Source organism: Nocardia alba NBRC 108234, assembly GCF_001612665.1.
Lineage (GTDB): Bacteria > Actinomycetota > Actinomycetes > Mycobacteriales > Mycobacteriaceae > Nocardia > Nocardia alba.
Map to the genome: position 1 here is coordinate 45,269 of NZ_BDAX01000021.1, position 22,721 is coordinate 67,989.

The following is a 22,721-nucleotide window of genomic DNA, read 5'->3' on the forward strand; positions in this document are numbered from 1 at the left end:
GACATAGTCAGGGAGTGAGGTCGGCAGTGCTCGAATTGGCGATTCTCGGCCTGCTCCTCGACGCGCCCATGCACGGTTACGAGCTGCGCAAGCGGTTGACGGGCCTGCTCGGAGCGTTCCGGGCCTTCTCCTACGGTTCGCTCTACCCGACGCTGCGCAGAATGCAGACCGACGGGTTGATCGCCGAGGAGCTTCCGGACGGCGCGCTCGCGCGCCGTGCGCGCCGCGTCTACCGGCTCACGCCGGTCGGCCGGGAACGGTTCTCCGAACTCCTTGCCGACACCGGTCCGCAGAACTACACCGATGACGGCTTCGGCGTTCACCTTGCCTTCTTCAGTCGCACTCCCGCCGAGGCGAGAATGCGGATTCTGGAGGGCAGACGTCGTCAGGTCGAGGAGCGCCGAGAGGGACTGCGGGAAGCGATCAAGAAGGCCAGCGGGTCACTGGATCGCTACACCAAGCAGCTCCACCAGCTCGGATTGGAATCAAGCGAGCGCGAAGTGCGCTGGCTCAACGAGTTGATTGCGGCGGAGCAATCGACGAAGGCGGCACCACAGAAAGAGGGAAAGAGCGGCCATGAGTGATGTCAACAAGGTTGGATCCGGCGAAGTTCGCGTCGCGATCGTCGGTGTGGGCAACTGCGCATCGTCGCTGGTACAAGGCGTGCAGTACTACAAGGACGCCGACGAGAGCCAGGCCGTTCCCGGCCTGATGCACGTCAAGTTCGGTAGCTACCACGTCCGCGACGTGAAGTTCGTGGCCGCGTTCGATGTCGACGCCAAGAAGGTCGGCTTCGACCTGGCCGAAGCCATCTTCGCCAGCGAGAACAACACCATCAAGATCTCCGACGTGCCGCCGACCGATGTGACGGTCCTGCGTGGCCCGACTCTCGACGGTATCGGCAAGTACTACGCGCAGACCATCGAGCAGTCCGAGGCGCCCGCGGTAGACGTCGTGAAGGCGCTGAAAGACGCGAAGGTCGACGTGCTGGTCTCGTACCTGCCCGTCGGTTCCGAAGAGGCCGACAAGTTCTACGCGCAGTGCGCGATCGACGCGAACGTCGCCTTCGTCAACGCGCTGCCGGTCTTCATCGCCTCCGACCCGGTCTGGGCGCAGAAGTTCGTCGACGCCGGTGTCCCGATCGTCGGTGACGACATCAAGTCGCAGGTCGGCGCGACCATCACCCACCGGGTGATGGCCAAGCTGTTCGAAGACCGCGGCGTGGTGCTCGATCGCACCTACCAGCTCAATGTCGGCGGCAACATGGACTTCAAGAACATGCTCGAGCGCGAGCGCCTGGAGTCGAAGAAGGTCTCCAAGACCCAGGCCGTCACGTCGAACCTCACCGGTTCGCTCGCGGGCAAGGTCCACGACCGCAACGTCCACATCGGTCCCTCGGACTACGTGGAGTGGCTCGACGACCGCAAGTGGGCCTACGTGCGGCTCGAAGGTCGTGCGTTCGGCGACGCTCCGCTGAACCTGGAGTACAAGCTCGAGGTGTGGGACTCGCCCAACTCGGCGGGCATCATCATCGACGCTGTTCGCGCGGCGAAGATCGCCAAGGACCGTGGTATCGGCGGGCCCGTCATTCCGGCTTCGGCGTATCTGATGAAGTCTCCGCCGGTGCAGATCGCTGATGATGTGGCGCGTACTCAGCTCGAGGCGTTCATCATCGGGGCGGATTAGTCGCTGACGTGAGAGGGCCGGGTGCGCATGGTGCGTGCCCGGCCTTCGCCGTGGGGGGTGGGAGTGGCGCGGGGGTCAGTCGAGGGAGACGTAGACCTCTACGCTGGTCGGGCCGGTGTAGCGCTCCAGTTCCGCTGTGTGGGAGCGGGTTATGGTGCCTGCGTTCTCGGCTTTGATGACCTCTGCCCATGCGGTGCGTAGTAGGTCGTAGGGCTTGTCCGAGACTACGAATTTGGCGTAGCGGCCTGCGGGGATGCGGGTGAGGACGTCGCCTTCGTCGATGTCGTCCAGCTCGGCTACCTCGTAGCCGAGCACGGCTACGGCGTGGTCGTTCTGGCCTATGTAGGCGGCGGCGCGGGGCACTGTCTTCTCCCTCGACAGGTACCGATCCCAGGTGAAGTTCACCAGGTCGAGATCGCGCGCGGTCACCTCGCGGCCGGCCAGGGGCACGGTGAGACCCGCGACCAGGCTGTCGGTGAGGGTGACGATTTCGAAATCCACAGCCATCAGCTGTCCTTCTCCTCTGTCAGCGAAACGAAGATCTCGACGGTGTTCTCGTCGGGATACTGCTCGCAGTCGCCGGTATAGGCGCGCACGAACTCGCCCGCGGCCTCCGCGTCCCACACCTGGCGCCACAGCGCGACGATGGTGTCGCCGAGGTTGTCTCCGCTGGCCACGAATCGCGCGTAGCGGCCCGCCCGAATCCGGCCGAGCACATCACCCGTCTGTAGGTCGGCCAGGGTTTTGCACTCGTAGCCGACGATGTGGGTGAGGTAGGAATTGATCTCCGGCGCGAAATCGACGTAACCCGTCGCGACCGGCCCCGGTAACGTCCTCGCTCGCAGGTGCGTCCACGCCTCGACCACTTTGGCGCGGCGCGGCCCCTCGACGGCGAGCGCCGGACTGCGGAGCACCGTGCCCGCGATCAGCGTCTCGGGACGGTCAACGACATTGAAATCCACCTGCGTAGCCCCTATGTCTAGTGTCGTCGCGTGTCGGTACCGACCGCACATCCTCCCGTATCGGTCCGACAGGTTCCGCGCCGGGATCTTTCGACCCGTGGTCGGGCGGTTCGCGCTCTGGGCAACGATGTTGCCATGTCCTCAGGGTAGTCGGGTCCGGCTGCGCCAACTCGTGATCTAGCGGGGGCCTTCGCCGCCGAGTCCGGGGAAGAGCTCACCGGGTGTGGCGGGCGTCGGTGCGGGCGGGATGATGATCAACGGCGGCGGCGCGGGGCGCGGTGAGTTCGTCGGCGGACCGAAGATGTCGAAGCCGCCTGTCGTCGGCGCCGGTCCGGTGCCCGGCGACGGCACCAGCGGCGGGCTCGGCACCGGAGCCACGTCGAACTGTTCGACCGGCGTGCCTGCCAGCGCGGCGTCCATCGACTGCTTCCAGATGTCGGCGGGTAGCCCCGAGCCCCAGATCGCCCCGCCGCGACCGCTGCGCAGCGGCTGGGGGTGCTCGGTGCCCACCCACACCGCGGTGGACAGGGAAGGCGTGTACCCCACCATCCACGCGTCCTTGTTGTCCTTGGTCTCGCCGAGTTGGGTGGTTCCCGTCTTGCTCGCCGACTGCCTGCCGTTGGCGAGGCCGTGGCCGTTGGAGTAGTTGGCGATCGGCAGCATCGCCGACGTCGTCGCATCGGCGATCTCGGCGGAGAACCGCCGCTCGGGCTCCGAATGCCGCTTGCCCGACGCGGTTTCCCAGCCGCGGTCGAGCAACACCCGCCCGTCGCCGGTGCTCACCCGCTGCACGAAGTACGGCTGGTGATAGACACCGGAGGCGGCGAGCGTCGCGTACGCCGACGCCATGTCGAGGGGGCGCACCAGATACTGGCCGAGCACGATCCCGTTGAGCGGATAGCCGTCCGGCTCCGACAGGCTCACGCCGTCGACGCCGGGAATGTACTCGGGGATGCCCGCCAGGTGCGCGGCCTCGGCGATCGAGCGCGGGCCGTCGGCCATCGTCATGGTGAGCCGGTAGAAGCTGGTATTCAGTGAGCGTTTGAGCGCCTCGGCGAGCGAGCAGCGTCCGCACGAGTCACCCTCCACATTGGTGATCTCGGTGCCGCGGTCGGTGATGGGCGAACTGTCGATCGCCCGCGTCACCGGAATGCCCTGCCGTTGCGCGGCCACGAGCGCGAAAACCTTGAACGCGGAACCGGTTTGCAGTGGCGCCTGCGCGAAATCGAACCCGGCCCCGTCCTCGCCACCGTAGTAGGCCCGCACGGCCCCGCTACGCGGGTCGATCGACACCACGGCCGAACGCAGTTCCGAGGGCTGCCACGACAACCGCTCGCGCACCGAATCGACCGCGCCCGCCTGCGCCGCGGCGTCGATGGTGGTGGTGATCTGCAATGCGCCCGTGTTGATGTCGGTGTCGTCGAGACCGGCGGCCCGCAACTCGCGCAGCACCTGGGTGCGGATATGGCCTTCCGGACCGAGCGCGACCGACTCCGCGGGCACATCGTCGAGCGGGATGATCGGCGGGAACACCGTCGCGTCCCGATCGCCGGGCGCGAGCACATTCATCTCGACCATCCCGGCGAGCACGTACTGCCACCGCGCCCGCAACTGATCGGCATGCTGCTCCGGGTCGAGCACCGACGGTGAGCGGATCACCGCCGCCAACACCGCGCCTTCGGCCAGGGTCAGCTCCGGCACCGGCTTGCCGAAATAGGCTTTCGCCGCCGCCGCGATGCCGTACGCCCCACGCCCGAAGTAGATGGTGTTGAGATAGGCGGACAGGATCTCGTCCTTGCTCCACTGCCGCGCCATCTTGGCCGCGATGATCAATTCCCGCATCTTGCGGGTGACGGTGCGTTCGGAGCTGAGGAAGGCGTTCTTCACGTACTGCTGGGTGATGGTCGAGCCGCCGCCCGCGTTGTCCTGGCCCGTCACATTGTCGCGAGCCGCGCGCAGGAATCCGCTCGACGAGTACCCGGCGTTCGTATAGAAGGTGCGGTCCTCGGCCGCCAGCACGGCATCGCGTACCGGGATCGGTACCTCGGTGAGCGGGATGGGAATCCGATTGCCCTGTGGCGGAATGAATTTCGTCAACACGGTGGTGCCGTCGGAGGCGAGGACGGTCGCGGGCTGTTCGACCGCGACCTCGGCCGGTTCGGGAATCTCCGAACTCCAGTACACCGCGACGAACAGCAACGCGGGCACACACACGAAGATCACGAACAGGGCGAGCAGCAACCGCCGGATGCGCTGACCCCTGGTGCGCGGCTTGCGACCGGTCGGCTGCTCGTCGGTTCCACGGCGTGCCGCCTTTTCGCGCCGCGCTGCTCCCTTGGCGTCGTCTGTGGGGTCGGTGGCGGCCAGTCGCGCGGCCTGCGCCCGTCGCGCCGCGCCCTTGGCCGGATTCTGCTCTTTCGCCAGTGGATCGCGGAACCCGGCGATCGAGGTATACGGAACGTCGTCGTCGGAACGTCCGCGCCCGCGCTGGGAGGCCACACCATCTCCTTTCGGAGCGAGTGAGAAGAACTCACCTGCACCGATGTAGATATCGGTGCAGGCGACTCTACCCGGCGATGGCGGCAGAACCCGGCAGGTCAGCTCTTGACGCCGCCCGCGGTGAGACCGGAGATGATCCGACGCTGGAAAATGAGCACCATGATCACCAGCGGCACGGTGACGATCACGCCCGCCGCCATGATGGCCGCGTACGGCTGCACCAGCGGGTCGTTGCCGGAGAAGCTCGCGATGGCGACCGTCACCGGCTTGGTGTCGTCGCCCGAGAGCAACCGGGCCAGCAGGTACTCGTTGATCGAGGCGATGAACGCCAGGATCGCGGTGGTGAACACCGCGGGCGCGGCCAGTGGCAGCATGATCAACCGGAAGGCCTGGAACTTGCTCGCGCCGTCGATGCGCGCGGCTTCTTCGAGCTCCCACGGCAGTTCGGCGAAGAACGAGGCCAGGATGTAGACCGTCATCGGCAGTACGAAGGAGATGTTCGGGATGATCATCGCCTGGTACTCACCGATCCAGCCGATATCGGTGAACAGCTGGAACAGCGGCGTCACCAGCACCACAGCGGGGAACATCGACGCCGACAGGATCAGCCCCGAGATCAGGTACTTGCCCGCGAAGGTCATCCGGGCCAGCGCGTACGCCGCGAGGACGCCGAGGATCAGCGCCACGGCGGTGGTCGCCGAACCGATGATCACGCTGTTGAGCAGTGCCTTGCCGAAGTCGTTGCCGCGGCTGGTATCGAAGGCGTTGCGGAAGTTCTCCAGCGTCACGTGGGTCGGCCACGGGGTGCTGTCGAAGGTGTGGGCCGGGTCGCGGAACGCCACCACGGTCATCCAGTAGAACGGCCCGAGGCCCCACACCAGCACGATGGCGACACCGAGGTAGGTGCGCGTCGTGGCGAACCGCTTGCTCCACGACACCGGCTGCGTCGGCAGCGGATTCGCTTCGGCGACGGGATCTTTCGTCATCGAGATGCTCATCAGTTCGCCTTCCGCTGTTCTTCTTGCGTGCGAACAGCGTTGGCGCCCAGCACCTTCACCAGAACGAACGCGATCGCGAAGACGAGTGCGAAGGTGATCACCGACAGTGCCGCCGCGCTGTTGGGACCCTGACGCACCTGCTCGACCACCAGGATCGACAGGGTGCTCGTCGACGGATTGGCGCCGGTCATGATCGCGGGCAGGTCGTACATGCGCAGCGCGTCCATGGTGCGAAACAGCACCGCCACCAGCAGCGCCGGCTTGAGCAGCGGCAGCGTGATGTTGACGAACCGCTGCCACGCCGACGCGCCGTCGACCTTCGCCGCCTCGTACACATCGGCCGGAATCACTTGCAGCCCAGCGAGAATCAGCAGCGCCATGAACGGTGTGGTCTTCCACACGTCGGCCGCGATCACCGCGAAGCGTGACGCCCACATCTCCGAGGTCCACAGGATGTGCGTGCCGAGCACGCGGTTCACGACGCCGTCGTACTGGAACATGAACTCCCACAACCGCGCTGTGACCGCGGTGGGAATCGCCCACGGGATCAGCACGGCGGCACGCAGCAGCGCACGGCCGCGGAAGGTCTTGCCCATCACCATGGCCATGCCGAGCCCCAGCAGGGCCTCCAGTGACACGGTGATCACGGTGAAGAACAGCGTGACCCCGACCGCCGACCAGAACTGCGAGCCGAGGGTGCCCGTGGGGCACGACACCGTGCCCGACAGCGACCCACACTGCTGCAGCAGCCAGTGCGTGTAGTTGCTGAATCCGGCGCCGCCGCCCTCGACGAACATCCCGGTGGCCGGGTCGATGCCGGAGTCCTTCTGCGTGGACATCCAGATCGCCTCGACCACCGGATATCCGATGACCACGGCCAGGGCGACGAGCACGGGCGCGACGAACAGCCACGCCTTGCCGGATTGTCGCAGTTGCAGCGCTAGCCCGCGCTGCTTGGCTCCCGAAGGATCCGACACCGTTACTACTCTCCTACGGTCTGGTCGGGTCCGCTGCGCGTACCGCTACGAACCGGCGGTCTCGATGCCCTTTTGCATGCCGGCGACCGCGTCGTCGACAGACTTCGTGCCGTTGAGGGCAGCATAGGCGTTGTCCTGGATGGCCTTCGACACCGCGGGATAGAACGGGGTCACCGGACGCGGCACAGCGCTGGCGATGGATTCCTTCAGCGTCGGCAGGTACGGCATCTTCGCGATCAGGGCCGGGTCGTCGTAGAGCGAGGAGCGCACCGAGGGCAGCGAGCCCGAGGCGATGATCTGCTGCGCCTCTTCGCTGATCAGGTAGCGAACGAAGTCGGCGGCGGTGGCCTTGTTCTTGGAGAACGCGCTGATCGCGGCGTTGTAACCGCCGAGGGTGGAGGCGCCGACGCCGGTGTTGCCCGGCAGCGGGGCGACGCCGAACTTGTCCTTCACCGCGGAGCCCTCGGCGGAGGCCTGCGCGAAGAGGTAGGGCCAGTTGCGCAGGAACAGCAGCTTGCCCGACTCGAACGCGCTGGCGCTCTCGCCTTCCTTGAAGGTGATGGCTTCCTTGGGGATGTCACCGTTCTTGTAGGCGTCGACGAGGACCTTCAGGCCCGCCTTCGACTCCGGGCTGTTCACGGTGGGGGTCTTGCCGTCGGCGCCGACGAAGCTGCCACCGAAGGCGTTGATGACCTCGGAGGTGTTCACGGTCAGACCCTCGTAGGGGAACAGCTGACCGGCGTAGCAGCCGATGTTGTTGTCCCGGGCCACCTGGCACTGACCGAGCATCTCGCTCCAGGTCTTCGGCGGGTTGGGGACCAGGTCCTTGCGATAGTACAGCAGGCCGCCGTTGGTGTTCTTCGGCGCCGCGTACAGCTTGCCGTTGTAGGTGGCGCTGGCCACGGTCGGCGCGAGCAGCGGCGCGGTGTCGATCGCGAAGTTGCCCTCGAGCGGCTGGATCCAGCCCTTGGCGGCGAATTCGGCGGTGTTCGGCACGTCGAGGGCGACCACGTCGTAGCCGTCCTGCTTGGCGCGGAAGTGCTCGGCTAGGTCGTCGTGCTGCTGGGTGCCGTCGGCCGACTGCTCCTTGAATGTCACCTGCTCGTTCGGGTGCGCGGCGTTCCAGCGGTCGATGAGCTGCTTGACCACACCGGTTTCGGTGGTGTCCTTGCCCTCGACGTAGGTGATCGGGCCACGGCCCGTCAGGTTCTGGTCGAGCGCGTTGCCACCTTCGTCACTGGAGCAACCACTGGCGAACGTTGCGGTGAGCAAGGCGATCGAGGCAGCAGCCATCGTCGCTCTGGGGACAAACTTCAAGGCCATCGCAGACACTCCAGGGTCAAGACGTGAGCAGCAGCACACCGTGCGGTGCAACAGGCAACATACAGTATTCGTGGCGGGCCGGGGCCCGCGTGTTCTCGGCCTCGAGGCCTCGATCTTGCCTTCCTACGGGCACTCCTTCGTCGCACCCTTCGGTCGGTCCAGATCGAGGCGGCCGAGAACGGGCACAGACTTACACAGTTCTGTGTCAGATGCGGGGCTTAGGGTTGATTGTTGTGACAAGTCCTGCGAACGACCCCTCCCCGGATCGGATGCTCACTCGCATCGGTGGTTTGCTGCGCAAGGCCGAGGCCACCGACAATGTGCACGAGGCCGAGGCCTTCCTCGCCGCGGCCCAGCGACTGGCGACGAAGTCCTCGATCGATCTCGCGGTGGCGCGCTCACATGTGGCCTCGCGTGAGCGCAGGTCCGCGCCGGTGCAGCGGATCATCCCGATCGGCGAACCGGGCCGCAAAGGTCTGCGCACCTATGTCCAGCTGTTCGTCGCGATCGCGACCGCCAATGATGTTCGCTGCGATGTCGCCCGATCCTCGGCCCAGGTTTACGCCTACGGTTTCGCCGCCGACATCGACACCTGCGAAGCGCTCTACGCGAGCCTGCTCGTTCAGATGGTCCGAGCCTCCGATCACTACATCAAATCCGGCGCCTACCGCGAGGCCACGGTGGTCAAAGTCGTCGCCGAGAAGAGGCTCGGCCGCACCGTCCGCCGTCGCGTCGAGGTGCCGGTGGCGGGGGTGACAGCCCGGTTGAACTTCCAGATGGCCTTCGCCGCCCGAATCGGCGCTCGCCTTGCCGAGGTGAAAGCCGAAGTCGTCGCCGAGGAATCCGTTGTCGAATCGACCGGCACCGCCCTGGCTCTGCGTGACAAGGAGGTCGCGCTCACCGACTTCTACACCGCCACCTCCGAAGCACGCGGCACCTGGCGTGGCCCCCAGACTTCCACGGGTCATTCCGCCGCGGCCCGCCGCGCGGGCGACCGCGCGGGCCGCACCGCGCGCTTGGGCGCCTCGCCCGAGCTACCGGCCGCCCGCGGAAAGCTCACTGGCCGATGACGACCGCGCGGTGTCTCCGGGCAGCGACCACGCGGTCGCACGCGGCGGCCGGTCGGATCGGAACAATTCGTGTCCGGGTCTGAGTCGGGTCGGCGTGACAGCCAGCGCGCCAAGGTCTATGACGGTGAGCAGTTGGTGCGCGGGGCATTCGATCGTGCCGACGAGTTCGGGCATCGGACGGTGGAGGTCTACGGTTCTCAGCTGACCCTGCCGGTGGAGCGCCGCTTCGCCTCCGTCGAGTCGGTGCAGACCTATGTGGACAAGGTACTGGCGCTGAATTGGGTTCGTGCGCAATGGGAACGGGCCGCCGTATCGATCCGGGTCCGTGCCCGTGGTGGTGCCGCGGCAGCCCACTACGAGCCCACGGCCGCCGTCCTGGCCGTTCCGCTACACACCGGCGCCACCGCTTGGGCCCTGCGTGAATTGGTGGTTCTTCATGAAATCGCCCACCACCTGGCGCCCGATCCGGAACAAGCGCCGCATGGTCCCGAATTCTGCACCCGCTATGCCGAATTGGTCGATGGGGCGATCGGTCCGGAGGCCGCTTTGCTGATCCGGACGACCTTCGCCGGGTGCGGTGTTCGGTTCGGTTAGGAGTTCGGCGCTCAGTGGTCCTCGAGCAGTGCGCTGACTCGCTCGTAGCGTCGCAACCACCAGTCGACACGGTCGGGGTCAGGGTGGCGGTATTTGTCCAGCAATGCGGGGTCGGGCTCCGGTGGCGAAGTCGGGACCGGTAACCATCCGTCCACCGGCAGTGCGGACTGTGCGACCAGATCGCCGTCGAACAAGGCGAGAGTGCCCAACCCGCAAGCAAATTCGAGATCAGGCAGCGCGCCCGCCAACGCCAGCTGCGCCGCCAGGCCGACGCTGGTCTCCAGTGCAGACGAGACGACGGTCGGGAGGCCGGCTGCTCCGGCGACCGCTAATGCTCGTCGTACTCCACCCAGCGGGGTGCACTTGAGCACCGCTATATCAGCGGCCCCGGCCACGGCTACTCGCATCGGGTCCTCGGCTCGGCGAATCGACTCGTCCGCAGCGATCGGAACCGAAACCCGCCGACGTACCTCGGCCAATTCCGCTACGGTTCGGCACGGCTGTTCCACGTATTCCACACCGCCTGCAGCCTGGTCGATCTCCGCGATCTGCCGGACCGCGGTCTCCACATCCCACACCGCGTTCGCGTCGACCCGTACCGCCCCCGAATCCCCGATCGCTTCGCGCACCGCCGCCACTCGGGCCAGATCCTCGGCCAGGGAGTCGGGATGATCGGCCACTTTCACTTTCGCGGTCGCGCAACCGGATTCTCGAACAATTCGGCCTGCCCGCTCGGCATCCACGGCGGGCACAGTGCAATTCACGGGAATTCGATCGCGTACGGGGGTCGGCCACCCTACGGTCACCTGTTCGACAGCGGTGGCCAACCAACCGGCGGCTTCTCGATCGTCATACTCGGGAAAAGGGCAGAACTCGCCCCATCCCAACTCTCCCCGGATCAACATCCCCTCGCGCACAGTGATCCCCCGAAACCGTGTTCGCAACGGAATCGCATAGACAAACAGTTCGGCGCTCACCCGACCGATCGTAGGTCTCGCCCGCGCGAGACGAACGGCGGCGCTCGCGGTGAGCGCCGCCGTTTCCTCTCACAATCGTTCGATGATGGTGGCGTTGGCCAGGCCGCCCGCTTCGCACATGGTCTGCAACCCGTAGCGCGCTCCACGCTGCCGCATCGTGTGGACCAGCGTGGTCATCAAGCGCGCGCCGGAAGCGCCGAGCGGGTGCCCGAGCGCGATCGCCCCACCGTTGACGTTGACCCGGCTCATATCCACACCGGTCTCCTTCGCCCATGCCAGCACGACCGGCGAGAACGCCTCGTTGATCTCGAACAGGTCGATGTCGCCGATCTCCAGACCCGCCCGCCGCAGTACCTTCTCGGTGGCCGGGATCACGGCGGTGAGCATCAGCAACGGGTCGTCGCCCGCCACGGAGAAGCTGTGTAGCCGGGCCAGCGGCCGCAGGCCGAGCTGCTCGGCGCGTTCGCCGGACATGATCAGTACCGCGGAACTGCCGTCGCTGACCTGGCTGGCCGACGCGGCGGTGATCTCCCAGCCGATCTGCGGGAATCGCGCTGCCATGGCGGGGTCGTAGTAGGCGGGCTTCAGTTTCGCGAGGGTGTCGATGGTGCTGCCCACCCGGATTCCCTCGTCGGCGCGCAGTCCGTTGAGCGGTGCGATCTCGCTGGCGAAGAGACCGTCTTTGGTTGCCCTGGCGGCCTTTTCGTGGCTGCCGAGGGCGAATTCGTCGAGTTGGGTCCGCGTCAGACCCCACTTCGCGGCGATCAGCTCGGCACTGATGCCCTGGGAGACGAGCCCGTCGGGATACCGCTGGGCGAAGGCGACGCCCGACAGGTCGTCGGTGCCGACGAGGTTGGCGCCCATGGGAACTCGTCCCATCGATTCCACGCCCGCGGCGACCACGATGTCGTAGGCGCCGGCGATGACTCCCTGCGCGGCGAAGTGGATCGCCTGCTGACTGCTGCCGCATTGCCGGTCCACGGTCGTGGCCGGCACCGATTCCGGATATCCGGCGGCCAGCACGGCGCGCCGCGTCATATTCGCCCCCTGCTCCCCGTCCTGGGTGACGATGCCGCCGATCACGTCGTCGATGAGCGCCGGATCGATCCCGCTGCGCTCGACCACCGCCCGCAGGCTGTGTGCCAGCAGGTCGACCGGATGAACGTCATGAAGTGCGCCGTTCGGCTTGCCCCGCCCGATCGGGGTGCGTACCGCTTCGACGATGACCGCGTCTCGCATGGAAGTCCTCTTTCGCCAACGCTGGCTCTATCTGACAATAGCCAGACTAGTCCCTAGCTATCATCGGCTCAAGTCAGATTGGCTATGATGTAGCTCATGGCAGCTGTGATGGAAGGACCACTGGCCGATCTCAGCAAATGGGACGCGGCGGGCTGTTCCATCGCCAGAGCCATGGATGTCATCGGCACCCGCTCCGCGATCCTCATCCTGCGCGAGGCCTTCTACGGCACCCGCCGCTTCGACGGCTTCGCCCGCCGGGTCGGCATCACCGACGCCGCCGCGGCGGCCCAGCTCCGCAAACTCACCGCGGCCGGCCTCCTGGAAAAACGCCCCTACCAGGAAGAAGGCAAACGCACCCGGCACGAATACGCCCTCACCCAGATGGGCAAGGACCTACTCCCCGTGGTCGTGGCCCTCTGGCAATGGGGCGACGCCTACCTCCAACCCGGCCCCGCGCCCCTCCTGCGGGTAGACGCGGAAACCGGCGAACCGGTCCGCGTCGACCTCCGAACCCCCGACGGCACCGAGGTCCCGTTGCAACGCCTGGGCGTGCGAGTCAACGAGGACTACCTCCGTGACCGCGCCGAGCGCCGAAAGCAGCGGCCGGACAGCTAGGCGCTGAACACGCCGATCGTCACGTCCTCGGTGCCCATGGCCTGGAACAGACTCACCCACAGCAGGACGACCGGTTCGGTGCTGCGAGCCGTATTCAGGGCGCCGAGGTCGATCAGCTGTGCGTCGGTCCAGCCGAAGGAGTTCAGCAGCCGCGCCACCTGCTTCTTGGCATCGGCGTCGTCACCGCTGAGAAAGATGCTGTGCTGTCCGGGAATTCGGGTCGGATCGACCATCACCTGATTGTTGGTGGTGTTGAGCGTCTTCACCACGCGGGCGGCCGGAAAGGCCTGCTGGATCTCCTCGGCGACGCTGCCCGCCGCGGGGACGACGAGTTTCGGCGGAAAGCCCTGCGAGAAGTCGAGCGCGTTGGAGACATCGACGATGATCTTGTCGGCGAGGTTGTCCGCCCCGGCCGCGGTGAGCGCGGCCACCGATACGGTGCCCGACGTCGCGTTCACGATCAGTTCGGCCGTGGTGGCCGCCTGGGCGAAAGTGCCGTGCGCCGCACCGGTCTCGGCTGCCCACGCGGTCGCGTCGGCATTGTCGGCGGTCCGCGACCCCATCGTCACCGTGTGTCCGACCTCGACCAGCTTGCTCGCCAACCGTCGACCGACCTGGCCGGTGCCCAGTACCGCGATGCGCATGTCACTACCTCATGTCGACGAACCTGCCCGGCGATCACCGGCGGCCGGCATCAGCATAGGACCGCATCGGCGCCGAGCCGAGCGTCTACGCGCACAGCGAAATCAAGCGCGGGCGACTCGATCGACGAGTCGCCCGCGGAGGTCGGATCAGCGCAGGCGGCGGCCGTCCACGCTGAAGAAGTACACGTGTTCGGGGTCGGTGGTCAGGCTGAGGCGATCGCCCTTGGCGGGCGGGTTGCGCCAATCCACGCGCGCCACAATCGTTTCCCCGGACCCACCGCCGACGGCGCGCCCGTAGACGTAGGCGTCGGAGCCGAGCTCCTCCACGACGTCGACTTCCATTTCCAGGCCGCCTGCGCCGACCTCGAGGTGTTCGGGGCGGATGCCCAGGACCACGGAGCCCTCACCCGCGTCGGCCACCGCGCGCGGCACCCGCACCGGGTAACCGCCGATGGTGACGGTGCCGTTGTCGACCGGCAGCGTGAACAGGTTCATCGCGGGCGAACCCATGAACCCGGCGACGAACATGTTCGCCGGGTCGCGGTACAGATCGCGCGGTGAGGCGCACTGCTGGAGCAGGCCGTCCTTGAGCACCGCGACGCGGTCGCCCATCGTCATCGCCTCGACCTGGTCGTGGGTGACGTAGACGGTGGTGGTGCCGAGCCGCCGCTGCAACTGGGCGATCTGGGTGCGGGTCTGCACGCGTAGCTTGGCGTCGAGGTTCGACAGCGGCTCGTCCATCAGGAACACCCGCGGCTGGCGCACGATCGCGCGCCCCATCGCCACGCGCTGGCGCTGACCGCCCGACAGCGCCTTCGGCTTGCGGTCCAGGTACTGCTCGAGGTCGAGGAGCTTGGCCGCCTCGAGCACACGCTCGTCGCGCTCGGCCTTGGCCACCTTGGCCAGCTTCAGCGCGAAACCCATGTTCTCCGCGACCGACATGTGCGGGTAGAGCGCGTAGTTCTGGAACACCATCGCGATATCGCGATCCTTGGGTTCGGCGTTGGTCACGTCCTTGTCGCCGATCCGGATGGCCCCGCCGTTGACCTCCTCCAGCCCGGCCAGCATGCGCAGCGAGGTGGATTTGCCACACCCGGAGGGGCCGACGAGTACCAGGAATTCGCCGTCGGCGATCTCCAGGTCGAGTGCGTCGACCGCGGGTTTGGTGGCGCCGGCGTAGAGCCGGGTGGCGCGGTCGAAAGTCACGGTAGCCATGCGTAGATCAACATCCCATCCCGGCAGGAACGTGCCGGACGATCCGAGTAGTGGGTCGCCAGGGATCGTAGCGGCCCCGACCTGTGCCGGGTAGCCTCGGTCGCGAGCCAATTCGAGTCATCGAGGAGCCAGCGATATGAGTCGTCCGGTCCGAATCGGAGTCCAGCTTCAACCGCAGCACGCGCCCGATTACGGGCTCATTCGTGATGCCGTGTTGCGGGCCGAGGACGCCGGGGTCGACATCATCTTCAACTGGGATCACTTCTTCCCCCTCACCGGCGATCCGGCGGGCGCGCATTTCGAATGCTGGACGATGCTCGCCGCGTGGGCGGAGCAGACCGAGCGGGTCGAGCTCGGCGCGCTGGTCACCGGCGGCGGCTACCGCAATCCCGACCTGCTCGCCGATATGGCGCGCACGGTGGACCACATCAGCGGCGGCAGGCTGATTCTCGGCATCGGCGGGGGCTGGTTCGAGCGTGACTACGACGAGTACGGCTACGAGTTCGGTACGCCCGGCACCAGGCTGACCCTGTTGAAGGAGAGCATGGCGCGCATCACCGCCAGGCTCGGGAAGCTGAACCCGCCGCCGGTCCGCGATATCCCGATCCTGATCGGCGGCGGTGGTGAGCGCAAGACGCTGCGCCTGGTCGCCGAGTACGCCGATATCTGGCATTCCTTCGCCGATGTGGCGACCCTCGGCCATAAGAACAAGGTGCTGGCCGAGCACGCGGCCGCCGTCGGCACCGACCAGTCGCGGATCGAGCGTTCGGTGCAGTGGCAGGGTCGCGAGGAGGCGAAGGCGCTGCACGAGGCGGGCGTCACCCTGTTCACCGTGGGTGTCTCCGGCCCCGGCTACGACCTCACCGAGGTCCGGCGCGCCATCGAATGGCGTGACGAGACGAACCCGGCCGTCCTCGAGGGCCTCGCCTAGTTTCGATCACCCTGAGGCGAACCCGCTTCGGGCCCCCGACCGGCCGTTGCCGCGGATCCACGCCGTGAGCCGCAGCCCTGCGTAACCTTCGCTGTGCAAGGTTGCGGCTAGGGTCTATCGGCATGGCAGGTGTACGAACTCGAGCCCGGATCGCTGCCCTCTTGCTCCTGATCGGCGTCGCCGCGACCGGTTGCGGCGGCTCCGAGAGCAGCTCCGCGCGTGACCTCTGCTCGCCACCGGGACCCAGCGCCGCCGCTGCCGCGCCGACCAATCTGGCCGCGGGCGAGACCGCGGGGGCCGATCGCTACACGACCGCGACAACGGCGCCGGTCGACTCGATCGACACCACGAAACTCGGCCTGCTCAACCCGGGCACCCTGAGCGTCGGCACCCTGTCCGACGCGCCGCCGAGCATCTGCGTCAACAGCGCGGGCGAGTTCACCGGCTTCGACAACGAACTCCTCACCGCGATCGGCGCGAAACTCGGTCTGCGCGTGGAGTTCTCCGGCACCGAGTTCGCGGGCCTGCTCGCCCAGGTGTCGGGCAAGCGCTTCGATGTGGGCTCGTCCAACATCACCACCACCGATGCCCGCCGTGAACTGGTCGGCTTCACCAACGGCTACGACTTCGGCTACTTCTCCCTGGTCGTTCCGCAGGGCAGCGCGGTGAAGGGCTTCGGCGACCTGAACCAGAGTTCGCGCATCGCCGTCGTGCAGGGCACCGTGCAGGACGAATTCGTGGTGAACCAGCTGAAGCTGGACCCGGTGAAGTTTCCCGACTACAACACCGCCTACGCGAATCTGAAGTCCGGCCAGGTCGACGCCTGGGTGGCGCCCTCGGCCCAGGCCGAGGGTGCGATCAAGCCCGGCGACGGAATGGTGATCTCCCAGAACACCTTCAGTCTCGACAACTTCGTCGGCTACGCGGTGGCGAAGAACAACCAGCCGCTGATCGACGCGCTCAATTCCGGCCTCGACGCGGTGATCGCCGACGGTACCTACGCCCGCCTCTACGCCGACTGGGTGCCGCGCGAACTCCCGCCGGGCTGGAAGCCGGGTTCGAAAGCCGCACCCGCGCCCCAACTCCCGGACTTCAAGGCGCTGGCGGCCGAGAATCAGCCGGGGGAGACCGAACAGGTCGCGCAGAAGTCGACGCTGCAACAGTTGCAGGACACGTTCTTCGACTGGTCCTTGTACCGCAAGGCTTTTCCCGACCTGATCAAGGTCGGTCTGCCCAATACCCTGATCCTGGCACTGGTTTCGGGTGTCCTCGGCACGGTGATCGGCATGCTGCTCGCGGTGATGGGCATTTCGCGCACCCGCTGGTTGCGCTGGCCCGCCCGCGTCTACACCGATATCTTCCGTGGTCTGCCCGCCGTGGTGATCATCCTGCTCATCGGCCTCGGCGTGGGCCCGGTGGTCCGCAATATCACCGGCGGCAACCCGTACTGGCTCGGCGCGGTGGCGCTGGCGCTGCTCTCGTCGGCCTATATCGGTGAGATCTTCCGCTCCGGTATCCAGTCGGTGGAGCCCGGCCAGCTCGAAGCCGCGCGCGCCATCGGCTTCGGGTACCGCCAGTCGATGACGCTGGTGGTGATCCCACAGGGTGTGCGCCGGGTGCTGCCCGCGCTGATGAATCAGTTCATCGCGCTGATCAAGGACTCGTCGCTGATCTATTTCCTCGGCCTGCTCGCCTCCCAGCGCGAACTGTTCGCCGTGGGCCGCGACCTCAACGCCCAGACCGGCAACCTGTCCCCGCTGGTCGCGGCGGGCCTGATGTATCTGGTGCTCACCATTCCGCTCACGCACCTGGTCAACTACATCGACCAGCGCATGCGCACCGGCAAACCCACCCCCGCCGACCCGATCGAGCAGGCAGTCATCACAGAAGGGCGAGGCGCGTGAGTGCATCGTTGACCGGCACCGGGCTCAACCTGACGCTCGGTGGCAACCACATCCTGCGCGGTGTCGACATCCATGTCGAGGCGGGCCACGCCACCACCGTCATCGGCCCGTCCGGCTCGGGTAAGTCGACCCTGCTGCGCGTGCTCAACCGCCTGCACGAACCCGATTCCGGTGATGTGCTCCTCGACGGCAAGTCGGTCCTGAAGGACAATCCCGACAAGCTGCGCCAGCGCATCGGCATGGTGTTCCAGCAGTTCAACCTGTTCCCGCACAAGAGCGTCGCCGACAACATCGTGCTCGGTCCACGCAAGCTGCGCGGCCTGTCCGCCGACGAAGCCCGTGCGCTGGCGCTCGAACAACTCGAGATCGTCGGCCTGGCCGACAAGGCCGATGCCAGGCCCGCTTCGCTGTCGGGTGGCCAGCAGCAGCGCGTCGCCATCGCCCGCGCGCTGGCCATGAAGCCGGAGCTGATGTTCTTCGACGAGGCCACCTCGGCGCTGGACCCCGAGCTGGTGAAGGGTGTGCTGGCGCTGATGGCCGACCTCGCCGCCGGCGGCATGTCGATGGTCGTGGTGACCCATGAGATGGGGTTCGCCCGCGAGGTCTCCGACAGTGTGGTGTTCATGGATCAGGGCGTCGTCGTGGAGACCGGCAGCCCCGACGCCCTGTTCGACAACGCCGAGACCCCGCGTCTGCGCCGGTTCCTCGACCAGGTCCTCTGACCAGGTAAGGGGGTCGCAGCAACGCATGCGCAACTGCTAATGTCGGAGGTGCTTGGAGCTCCATTCGATCAGTACCGGACGCGTTCCGGGAAACCGGAAAGAGAGAGCCGATGACCACCACGCATGCCGAACACCCCCAGCACACCCACGTTCACGGCCCCACCTGCGGGCACGTCGCCGTGCCGCACGAGGATCACGTCGACTACGTCCACGACGGTCACCTGCACCGCGAACACGACGGCCATTTCGACGAGTGCGAGACCTCAGCACACGTCGAGCACACCGCGCACACCCACGAACACGGCCCCGGCTGCGGCCATGTCGCCGTCCCGCACGGCGACCACGTCGACTACATCCACGACGGCCACCGCCACGCCGCCCACGCGGACCACTACGACGACCACTGAGGACTGAGCCGACCCCGCCCGAGGCGGGGTCGGTTGCCCGGATACTGTCTGTGCCTGCGGCCTGCGTCCTGCCTGCCGACTCACGGATGGGGATTCTCGGTCGATGGGCAGAACATTCAGGCGCACAATGGCTTTCGGTGTCATTGGTAGCGTGCTGGCCGCGTGTGTCGCGACCTTCGGCGCGGGCAACAGCCTGGCCGAGGGGCGCGATCCGATCATCGAAGCCAAGAAACTCCTCGCGACGCCGACCACCGCGAACGGCTCGAACATCATCTCGAGCAGGGTCGACGATCGAAACCTGAGCATGCTGGTCTTCTCCGCCGCGATGAACAAGCCCGTTACCGTGCGGGTGCAGCGCCCCCGGGACGCCTCCGTGCCGCGCCCCGCGCTCTACCTCCTCAACGGCGCCGGGGGCGGCGAGGACCGCGCGACCTGGTGGCAGAACACCGATGTCGGCGACTTCCTCGCCACCAAGGACGTCAATGTGGTGATGCCGATCGGCGGCGCCTGGGCGTACTACACCGACTGGCAGCGCGACGACCCCGCGCTCGGCCGCAACAAATGGCGCACCTTCCTGCTCGACGAACTCCCGCCCCTGGTCGACGCGGCCCTGGGCACCAACGGCGTCAACGCCATCGCCGCCAACTCGATGACCGCGACGGCGGTCCTGCAATTGGCGCAGGCAAAGCCGGGCTTCTACCAGTCGGTCGCCGGCTACAGCGGCTGCGCGCAGATCTCGGACCCGATCGGCAAGCAGTTCACCAAGCTGGTCGTGCAGACCTACGGTGGCGGCGACGTCAGCAATATGTACGGCCCCGACGACGACCCGGCCTGGGTGGCCAACGACCCGGTCGTCAACGCCGAGAAGCTGCGCGGCACCAGGCTGTTCGTCTCTGATGCCTCCGGCCTGCCGGGTCCGCACGACCGGATCGACGACCCGTACATGATGAATCCGACGCCGTTCGGCCTGGCGAATCAGGTCGTCGTCGGCGGCGTCATCGAGGCCGCGGTGAACTGGTGCACCCGCAACCTCGAGTCCCGGCTCGACGAGTTGGGGATTCCCGCCACCTTCGATCGGCAAGCGAGCGGCACCCACTCCTGGGGCTATTGGCGTGACGCCTTCCACCGGTCGTGGCCGGTGCTGGCCGCGGGCCTCGGACTGCCCGAATAGTCGTTCAGTCGGTGACGGTGGCGAAGGCGGCCCAGAGCAGGGGCGAGTTCTCGGCCGTCGGAGCGTCGCGCCACGCGGCCAGCTGTGCTCGCTGCCAGGTCAGCAGGGTGTGGACGGGTGTGGAGGAATCGTGGGCGGTGTCCACGGCGCAGATCGCGGCTTGCAGCGGGTGACCCGTGGTGGGGGTGAGAGTGTGGAAGGCGTGGTCGGTGGGCAGCGGCCAGCGGGTGGCGGTGACGAGTTCGGCGCCCGCCGAGAGGGCCGCCGTGGTGAGGCCGAGCGCCTCGGTGAAACGGAGGTCGCCGCCGCTTTCGCAGGCGATGAGGGCGACCCGGCTCGGCATCGGCCACCGGTCACGGCCGGAGACGGGGCTGGGGTCGAGCGTGTGGGTGCCGAGGAGGAGGTCCTTGGCCGAGAGCGGGCGGTGGGTGCGGTTGGTCGCCGCGAAGCCCCGGGTGCCCGCGGTGCAGCCGAGGTGGAGTTCGGCGTGCTCGCTGTGGCCCGATTCCGGTGCGGGAGAAGTGACATGGCCCACGTAGACCAGTCGGCTCGCGCCCGCCCGCAGGACCTCGGACAACCAGTCGCGGTCGATGTCGGCGCGCCGGAAGAGTTCGACCGCGTCGTCGACCCGGGGGACCACGCGCTCGGCGTAGCGGCCGAAGTGCTGTGCCACCAGGGTCTGCGCGGACGGTCTGCCGAGAACCGAGCCGAGTTCGGAGTCGGCGCGAAACCCCGGCACGCGCGGGTCGAGCACCGCGACCACGGGTAGCTCGCGAGTGTCGTTCCAGCGACGGGTGATTCGACCCGGCGCGTGGACCACCGACACCGGCGCGAGCAGACTGACATCGGCGATATCCAGCAGTCGGAGCTCCGGGTCGGGGGCGATGATCTCCCACGGCACCTGCGCCAGCCTGGGCGACGGCTGAATCCGCAGATGCGGTCGAATCCCGCGCTGCGACAGCTCGTAGAGCTGCACGGCGAGCCCATAGGGCAGCAGGGTGCGCGACAGCGACTGTGCCAACACGCTTTCCGCCTCGGGATCGGCCAGCGCCCCCACCGTCATGACCCGCCGCAGATCCTCGGGTCGCGCGGGATCGGGTACCGCGTCGGTCAGCAGTCGCAATGTCTCGCGCACCTGGTCGCGGGGTAGTACCGCCACCCCGCGTGCCAACGCGTCGTCGGCCCACCGCCACGACACATACACGTCTCCGGCATCGGCCATGCGAATGAATACCGTTGGTGTACTGCTGAATTCGGATGCAGGTGTGTTCACAGCGCGATCACCCGGGTGTCGCGAACCGGGCGACCGTAGCGCTGCTCGGCGTGGGAGATGAAATCCGCCAGTACTACACGTCCGTCGTCGACCAGCCGGGGCGGGGGCGCGACAGGGACGCCCGCGGCGGCGGCCACATCGGCGAGCGCGGCGCCGAGTTGCAGGGCCGGGGTGGTGATCTGCTCGGCGGGCACCGGATCGAACAGCTGGAATTCGAGAGCGGGTGCCGGGCTGTCGGTGAACGCGCCGGTATCGAGAGTGGTACCGGCGCACTGGGTCTCGATCAGATCGCTCACCAGTTGGCCGTTTCCGGCGAGGGCGGCGCAGCGGAAGGCGACACGCATGGCCGGCTCGGCGACGGTGCGGTGCCAGTGCGCGCGCTGGTTGCCGTTGGGCAGGGTATGGCGAACGGCGTCGATGGCGAGGGCGGCGGGGACCGACAGGGACACCGCACGGGCCACCAGGTCTGGATCCGGCTGTGCCGCGTGCTCGATCGCGGCGTGCAGCAGTTCGGCATGCCAGTAGTCGAGCTGGGCGCAGTGCATCCCGAGACCCTGGGCGGCGTAGGCGGCGAACGACGCGTCCAGCAGCTCTTCGGCGGCAGCGAGATCGCCTTGCGCGCAGGCGAGGGTGGCCAGTCGCAGCCGCGCGTCCGCCGCGTCGACGACCGCGCCGGTGGCGTCGAACTGATCCAGTGCGCGCAGGTAATACGCACGCGCCGTATCGAAGTCATCGCGGCGCTCGGCGAGAAAGCCCATCGTCTTCGACCCGATCCCGGACCAGTGACCCAGTTCCGCGGCCTCGAAGAACTCCTGACTGGCCAGCAACGGCTCCTCGGCCTCGTCGAAATGCCCGGCACGTACCAGCATGGTGGCCAGGTTCTGCCGCGACTCCGCGACCGAGGCCGCCGCGCCCGCCGCGGCGAACGCGGCCACGCCCTGGCGGGCGAAGTCGATGGCCAGTTCCCAGCGGCCGGTCTCGAACGAGCAGGCCGCCAGGTTCATCAAGGGATGACCGGCCAGTTCCGGCGCGAAACGTTCTGTCACACCTAATGATTCGTTCGCCAGCTCACCGGCGTGCGCCCACTGCTGCCGGTGCAGCGCGACCGCCGTCAGCGACAGCAGACACGCCACCCGCAACAGCCCCTGATCGGTGCTGTCGGCGAGCAGCGCGCGCGCCTGCTCCAGCGCCTCCTGCGCGGCGTCGAACTCGCCCAGATGCTGGTAGGCCTGCGACAGATTCACCAATGCGGCGGGTCGTTGATGTGCGGCGTCGTCGGGCATTTCCGTCAACGCCGTGAGGAACAGCGCCACCGACCGCCGGTGGTCGCCGAGTTCGTCGGCCATGCTCGCGGCGTTGATCAGGGCCGCGGTCCGCAATCGCGGGGCCGCGCCGTCGGCCGCCTGTTCGAAGATCTCCAGCGCGGCGACCACATCGCCACGCTGATACGCCGCGTATCCCGCGGTGAGCTGCGCGTCGTCCTGGTCCGAGGTTCTCCCCGTGGCTGCCATCCA

General features: G+C 67.4%; 22 protein-coding genes. 10 read left to right on the plus strand and 12 right to left on the minus strand.

Going from position 1 to position 22,721, the window contains the following annotated elements:
- Window positions 1-26: 26 nt before the first annotated feature.
- Window positions 27-584 (plus strand): PadR family transcriptional regulator, encoded by a 558-nt coding sequence (locus NA12_RS22740; RefSeq protein ID WP_067454898.1) that lies wholly within the window; start codon window positions 27-29, stop codon window positions 582-584.
- Window positions 577-1,686, plus strand: coding sequence for an inositol-3-phosphate synthase (locus NA12_RS22745; protein WP_067454901.1), 1,110 nt, complete (start codon window positions 577-579; stop codon window positions 1,684-1,686). The genes NA12_RS22740 and NA12_RS22745 overlap by 8 nt, the downstream gene beginning before the upstream one ends.
- 75 nt (window positions 1,687-1,761) lie before the next feature.
- Here NA12_RS22745 and NA12_RS22750 read toward each other — a convergent pair whose 3' ends face one another.
- From NA12_RS22750 to NA12_RS22775, 6 genes are all read right to left on the minus strand, one after another.
- Window positions 1,762-2,193 carry a GyrI-like domain-containing protein gene (locus NA12_RS22750; RefSeq protein ID WP_243654778.1) on the minus strand — a complete coding sequence of 144 codons (432 nt, stop codon included), beginning with the start codon at window positions 2,191-2,193 and terminating at the stop codon, window positions 1,762-1,764.
- Window positions 2,193-2,648: a GyrI-like domain-containing protein gene (locus NA12_RS22755; protein ID WP_067454904.1), complete on the minus strand. Its 456-nt coding sequence runs from the start codon at window positions 2,646-2,648 to the stop codon at window positions 2,193-2,195. Before NA12_RS22755 ends, NA12_RS22750 begins: the two co-directional genes overlap by 1 nt.
- Window positions 2,649-2,825: 177 nt before the next feature.
- Entirely contained in the window at window positions 2,826-5,147 is a 2,322-nt protein-coding gene (locus NA12_RS22760; protein WP_067454907.1) for a transglycosylase domain-containing protein, read from the minus strand.
- A gap of 98 nt (window positions 5,148-5,245) precedes the next feature.
- Window positions 5,246-6,145 carry a carbohydrate ABC transporter permease gene (locus tag NA12_RS22765; protein WP_371856015.1) on the minus strand — a complete coding sequence of 300 codons (900 nt, stop codon included), beginning with the start codon at window positions 6,143-6,145 and terminating at the stop codon, window positions 5,246-5,248.
- Window positions 6,145-7,122 carry a carbohydrate ABC transporter permease gene (locus tag NA12_RS22770; RefSeq protein WP_067454909.1) on the minus strand — a complete coding sequence of 326 codons (978 nt, stop codon included), beginning with the start codon at window positions 7,120-7,122 and terminating at the stop codon, window positions 6,145-6,147. The genes NA12_RS22765 and NA12_RS22770 overlap by 1 nt, the downstream gene beginning before the upstream one ends.
- Window positions 7,123-7,167: 45 nt before the next feature.
- A complete protein-coding gene (locus NA12_RS22775; protein ID WP_067454912.1) occupies window positions 7,168-8,445 on the minus strand; it encodes an ABC transporter substrate-binding protein in 1,278 nt (425 codons plus the stop codon).
- 269 nt (window positions 8,446-8,714) lie between these two features.
- On the opposite strand from NA12_RS22775, the gene NA12_RS22780 reads away from it, so the two are divergent.
- Together NA12_RS22780 and NA12_RS22785 are read left to right on the plus strand one after the other, a co-directional pair.
- Entirely contained in the window at window positions 8,715-9,515 is an 801-nt protein-coding gene (locus NA12_RS22780) for a DUF2786 domain-containing protein (RefSeq protein WP_067454915.1), read from the plus strand.
- Window positions 9,516-9,584: 69 nt separating this feature from the next.
- The gene (locus NA12_RS22785; RefSeq protein ID WP_067454918.1) at window positions 9,585-10,109 is read left to right on the plus strand and encodes a TIGR04338 family metallohydrolase; all 525 of its coding nucleotides are present in this window, start codon (window positions 9,585-9,587) and stop codon (window positions 10,107-10,109) included.
- An 11-nt stretch (window positions 10,110-10,120) separates the two neighbouring features.
- On the opposite strand, the gene NA12_RS22790 is transcribed toward NA12_RS22785, so the two are convergent.
- The gene (locus NA12_RS22790; RefSeq protein WP_165914781.1) at window positions 10,121-11,095 is read right to left on the minus strand and encodes an o-succinylbenzoate synthase; all 975 of its coding nucleotides are present in this window, start codon (window positions 11,093-11,095) and stop codon (window positions 10,121-10,123) included.
- A gap of 60 nt (window positions 11,096-11,155) precedes the next feature.
- A complete protein-coding gene (locus NA12_RS22795; protein WP_067454924.1) occupies window positions 11,156-12,325 on the minus strand; it encodes a thiolase family protein in 1,170 nt (389 codons plus the stop codon).
- 96 nt (window positions 12,326-12,421) lie between these two features.
- Between NA12_RS22795 and NA12_RS22800 the strand changes: the two genes are divergently transcribed.
- Window positions 12,422-12,940 (plus strand): winged helix-turn-helix transcriptional regulator, encoded by a 519-nt coding sequence (locus tag NA12_RS22800; RefSeq protein ID WP_067454927.1) that lies wholly within the window; start codon window positions 12,422-12,424, stop codon window positions 12,938-12,940.
- Here NA12_RS22800 and NA12_RS22805 read toward each other — a convergent pair.
- Both NA12_RS22805 and NA12_RS22810 read right to left on the minus strand, forming a co-directional pair.
- Window positions 12,937-13,584: an NADPH-dependent F420 reductase gene (locus tag NA12_RS22805; RefSeq protein ID WP_067454930.1), complete on the minus strand. Its 648-nt coding sequence runs from the start codon at window positions 13,582-13,584 to the stop codon at window positions 12,937-12,939. The genes NA12_RS22800 and NA12_RS22805 overlap by 4 nt on opposite strands.
- A 147-nt stretch (window positions 13,585-13,731) precedes the next feature.
- Window positions 13,732-14,799 (minus strand): ABC transporter ATP-binding protein, encoded by a 1,068-nt coding sequence (locus NA12_RS22810; RefSeq protein ID WP_067454933.1) that lies wholly within the window; start codon window positions 14,797-14,799, stop codon window positions 13,732-13,734.
- 136 nt (window positions 14,800-14,935) lie between these two features.
- Here NA12_RS22810 and NA12_RS22815 point away from each other — a divergent pair, with 136 nt between their 5' ends.
- The 5 genes from NA12_RS22815 to NA12_RS22835 all read left to right on the plus strand — a co-directional run bounded on the left by NA12_RS22815 (window position 14,936) and on the right by NA12_RS22835 (window position 19,934).
- Window positions 14,936-15,730: an LLM class F420-dependent oxidoreductase gene (locus NA12_RS22815; protein ID WP_067454936.1), complete on the plus strand. Its 795-nt coding sequence runs from the start codon at window positions 14,936-14,938 to the stop codon at window positions 15,728-15,730.
- Window positions 15,731-15,852: 122 nt separating this feature from the next.
- Entirely contained in the window at window positions 15,853-17,634 is a 1,782-nt protein-coding gene (locus NA12_RS22820) for an ABC transporter substrate-binding protein/permease (RefSeq protein ID WP_067454939.1), read from the plus strand.
- Entirely contained in the window at window positions 17,631-18,356 is a 726-nt protein-coding gene (locus NA12_RS22825) for an amino acid ABC transporter ATP-binding protein (RefSeq protein ID WP_067454942.1), read from the plus strand. The genes NA12_RS22820 and NA12_RS22825 overlap by 4 nt, the downstream gene beginning before the upstream one ends.
- Before the next feature lie 110 nt (window positions 18,357-18,466).
- Window positions 18,467-18,763, plus strand: coding sequence for a hypothetical protein (locus NA12_RS22830; RefSeq protein ID WP_067454945.1), 297 nt, complete (start codon window positions 18,467-18,469; stop codon window positions 18,761-18,763).
- A 103-nt stretch (window positions 18,764-18,866) separates the two neighbouring features.
- A complete protein-coding gene (locus NA12_RS22835) occupies window positions 18,867-19,934 on the plus strand; it encodes an alpha/beta hydrolase (protein ID WP_084473017.1) in 1,068 nt (355 codons plus the stop codon).
- Window positions 19,935-19,938: 4 nt separating this feature from the next.
- On the opposite strand, the gene NA12_RS22840 is transcribed toward NA12_RS22835, so the two are convergent.
- Window positions 19,939-21,156 carry a CHAT domain-containing protein gene (locus NA12_RS22840; protein WP_067454951.1) on the minus strand — a complete coding sequence of 406 codons (1,218 nt, stop codon included), beginning with the start codon at window positions 21,154-21,156 and terminating at the stop codon, window positions 19,939-19,941.
- 47 nt (window positions 21,157-21,203) lie between these two features.
- Window positions 21,204-22,718 carry a tetratricopeptide repeat protein gene (locus tag NA12_RS22845; protein ID WP_067454956.1) on the minus strand — a complete coding sequence of 505 codons (1,515 nt, stop codon included), beginning with the start codon at window positions 22,716-22,718 and terminating at the stop codon, window positions 21,204-21,206.
- Between the last annotated feature and the right edge of the window lie 3 nt (window positions 22,719-22,721).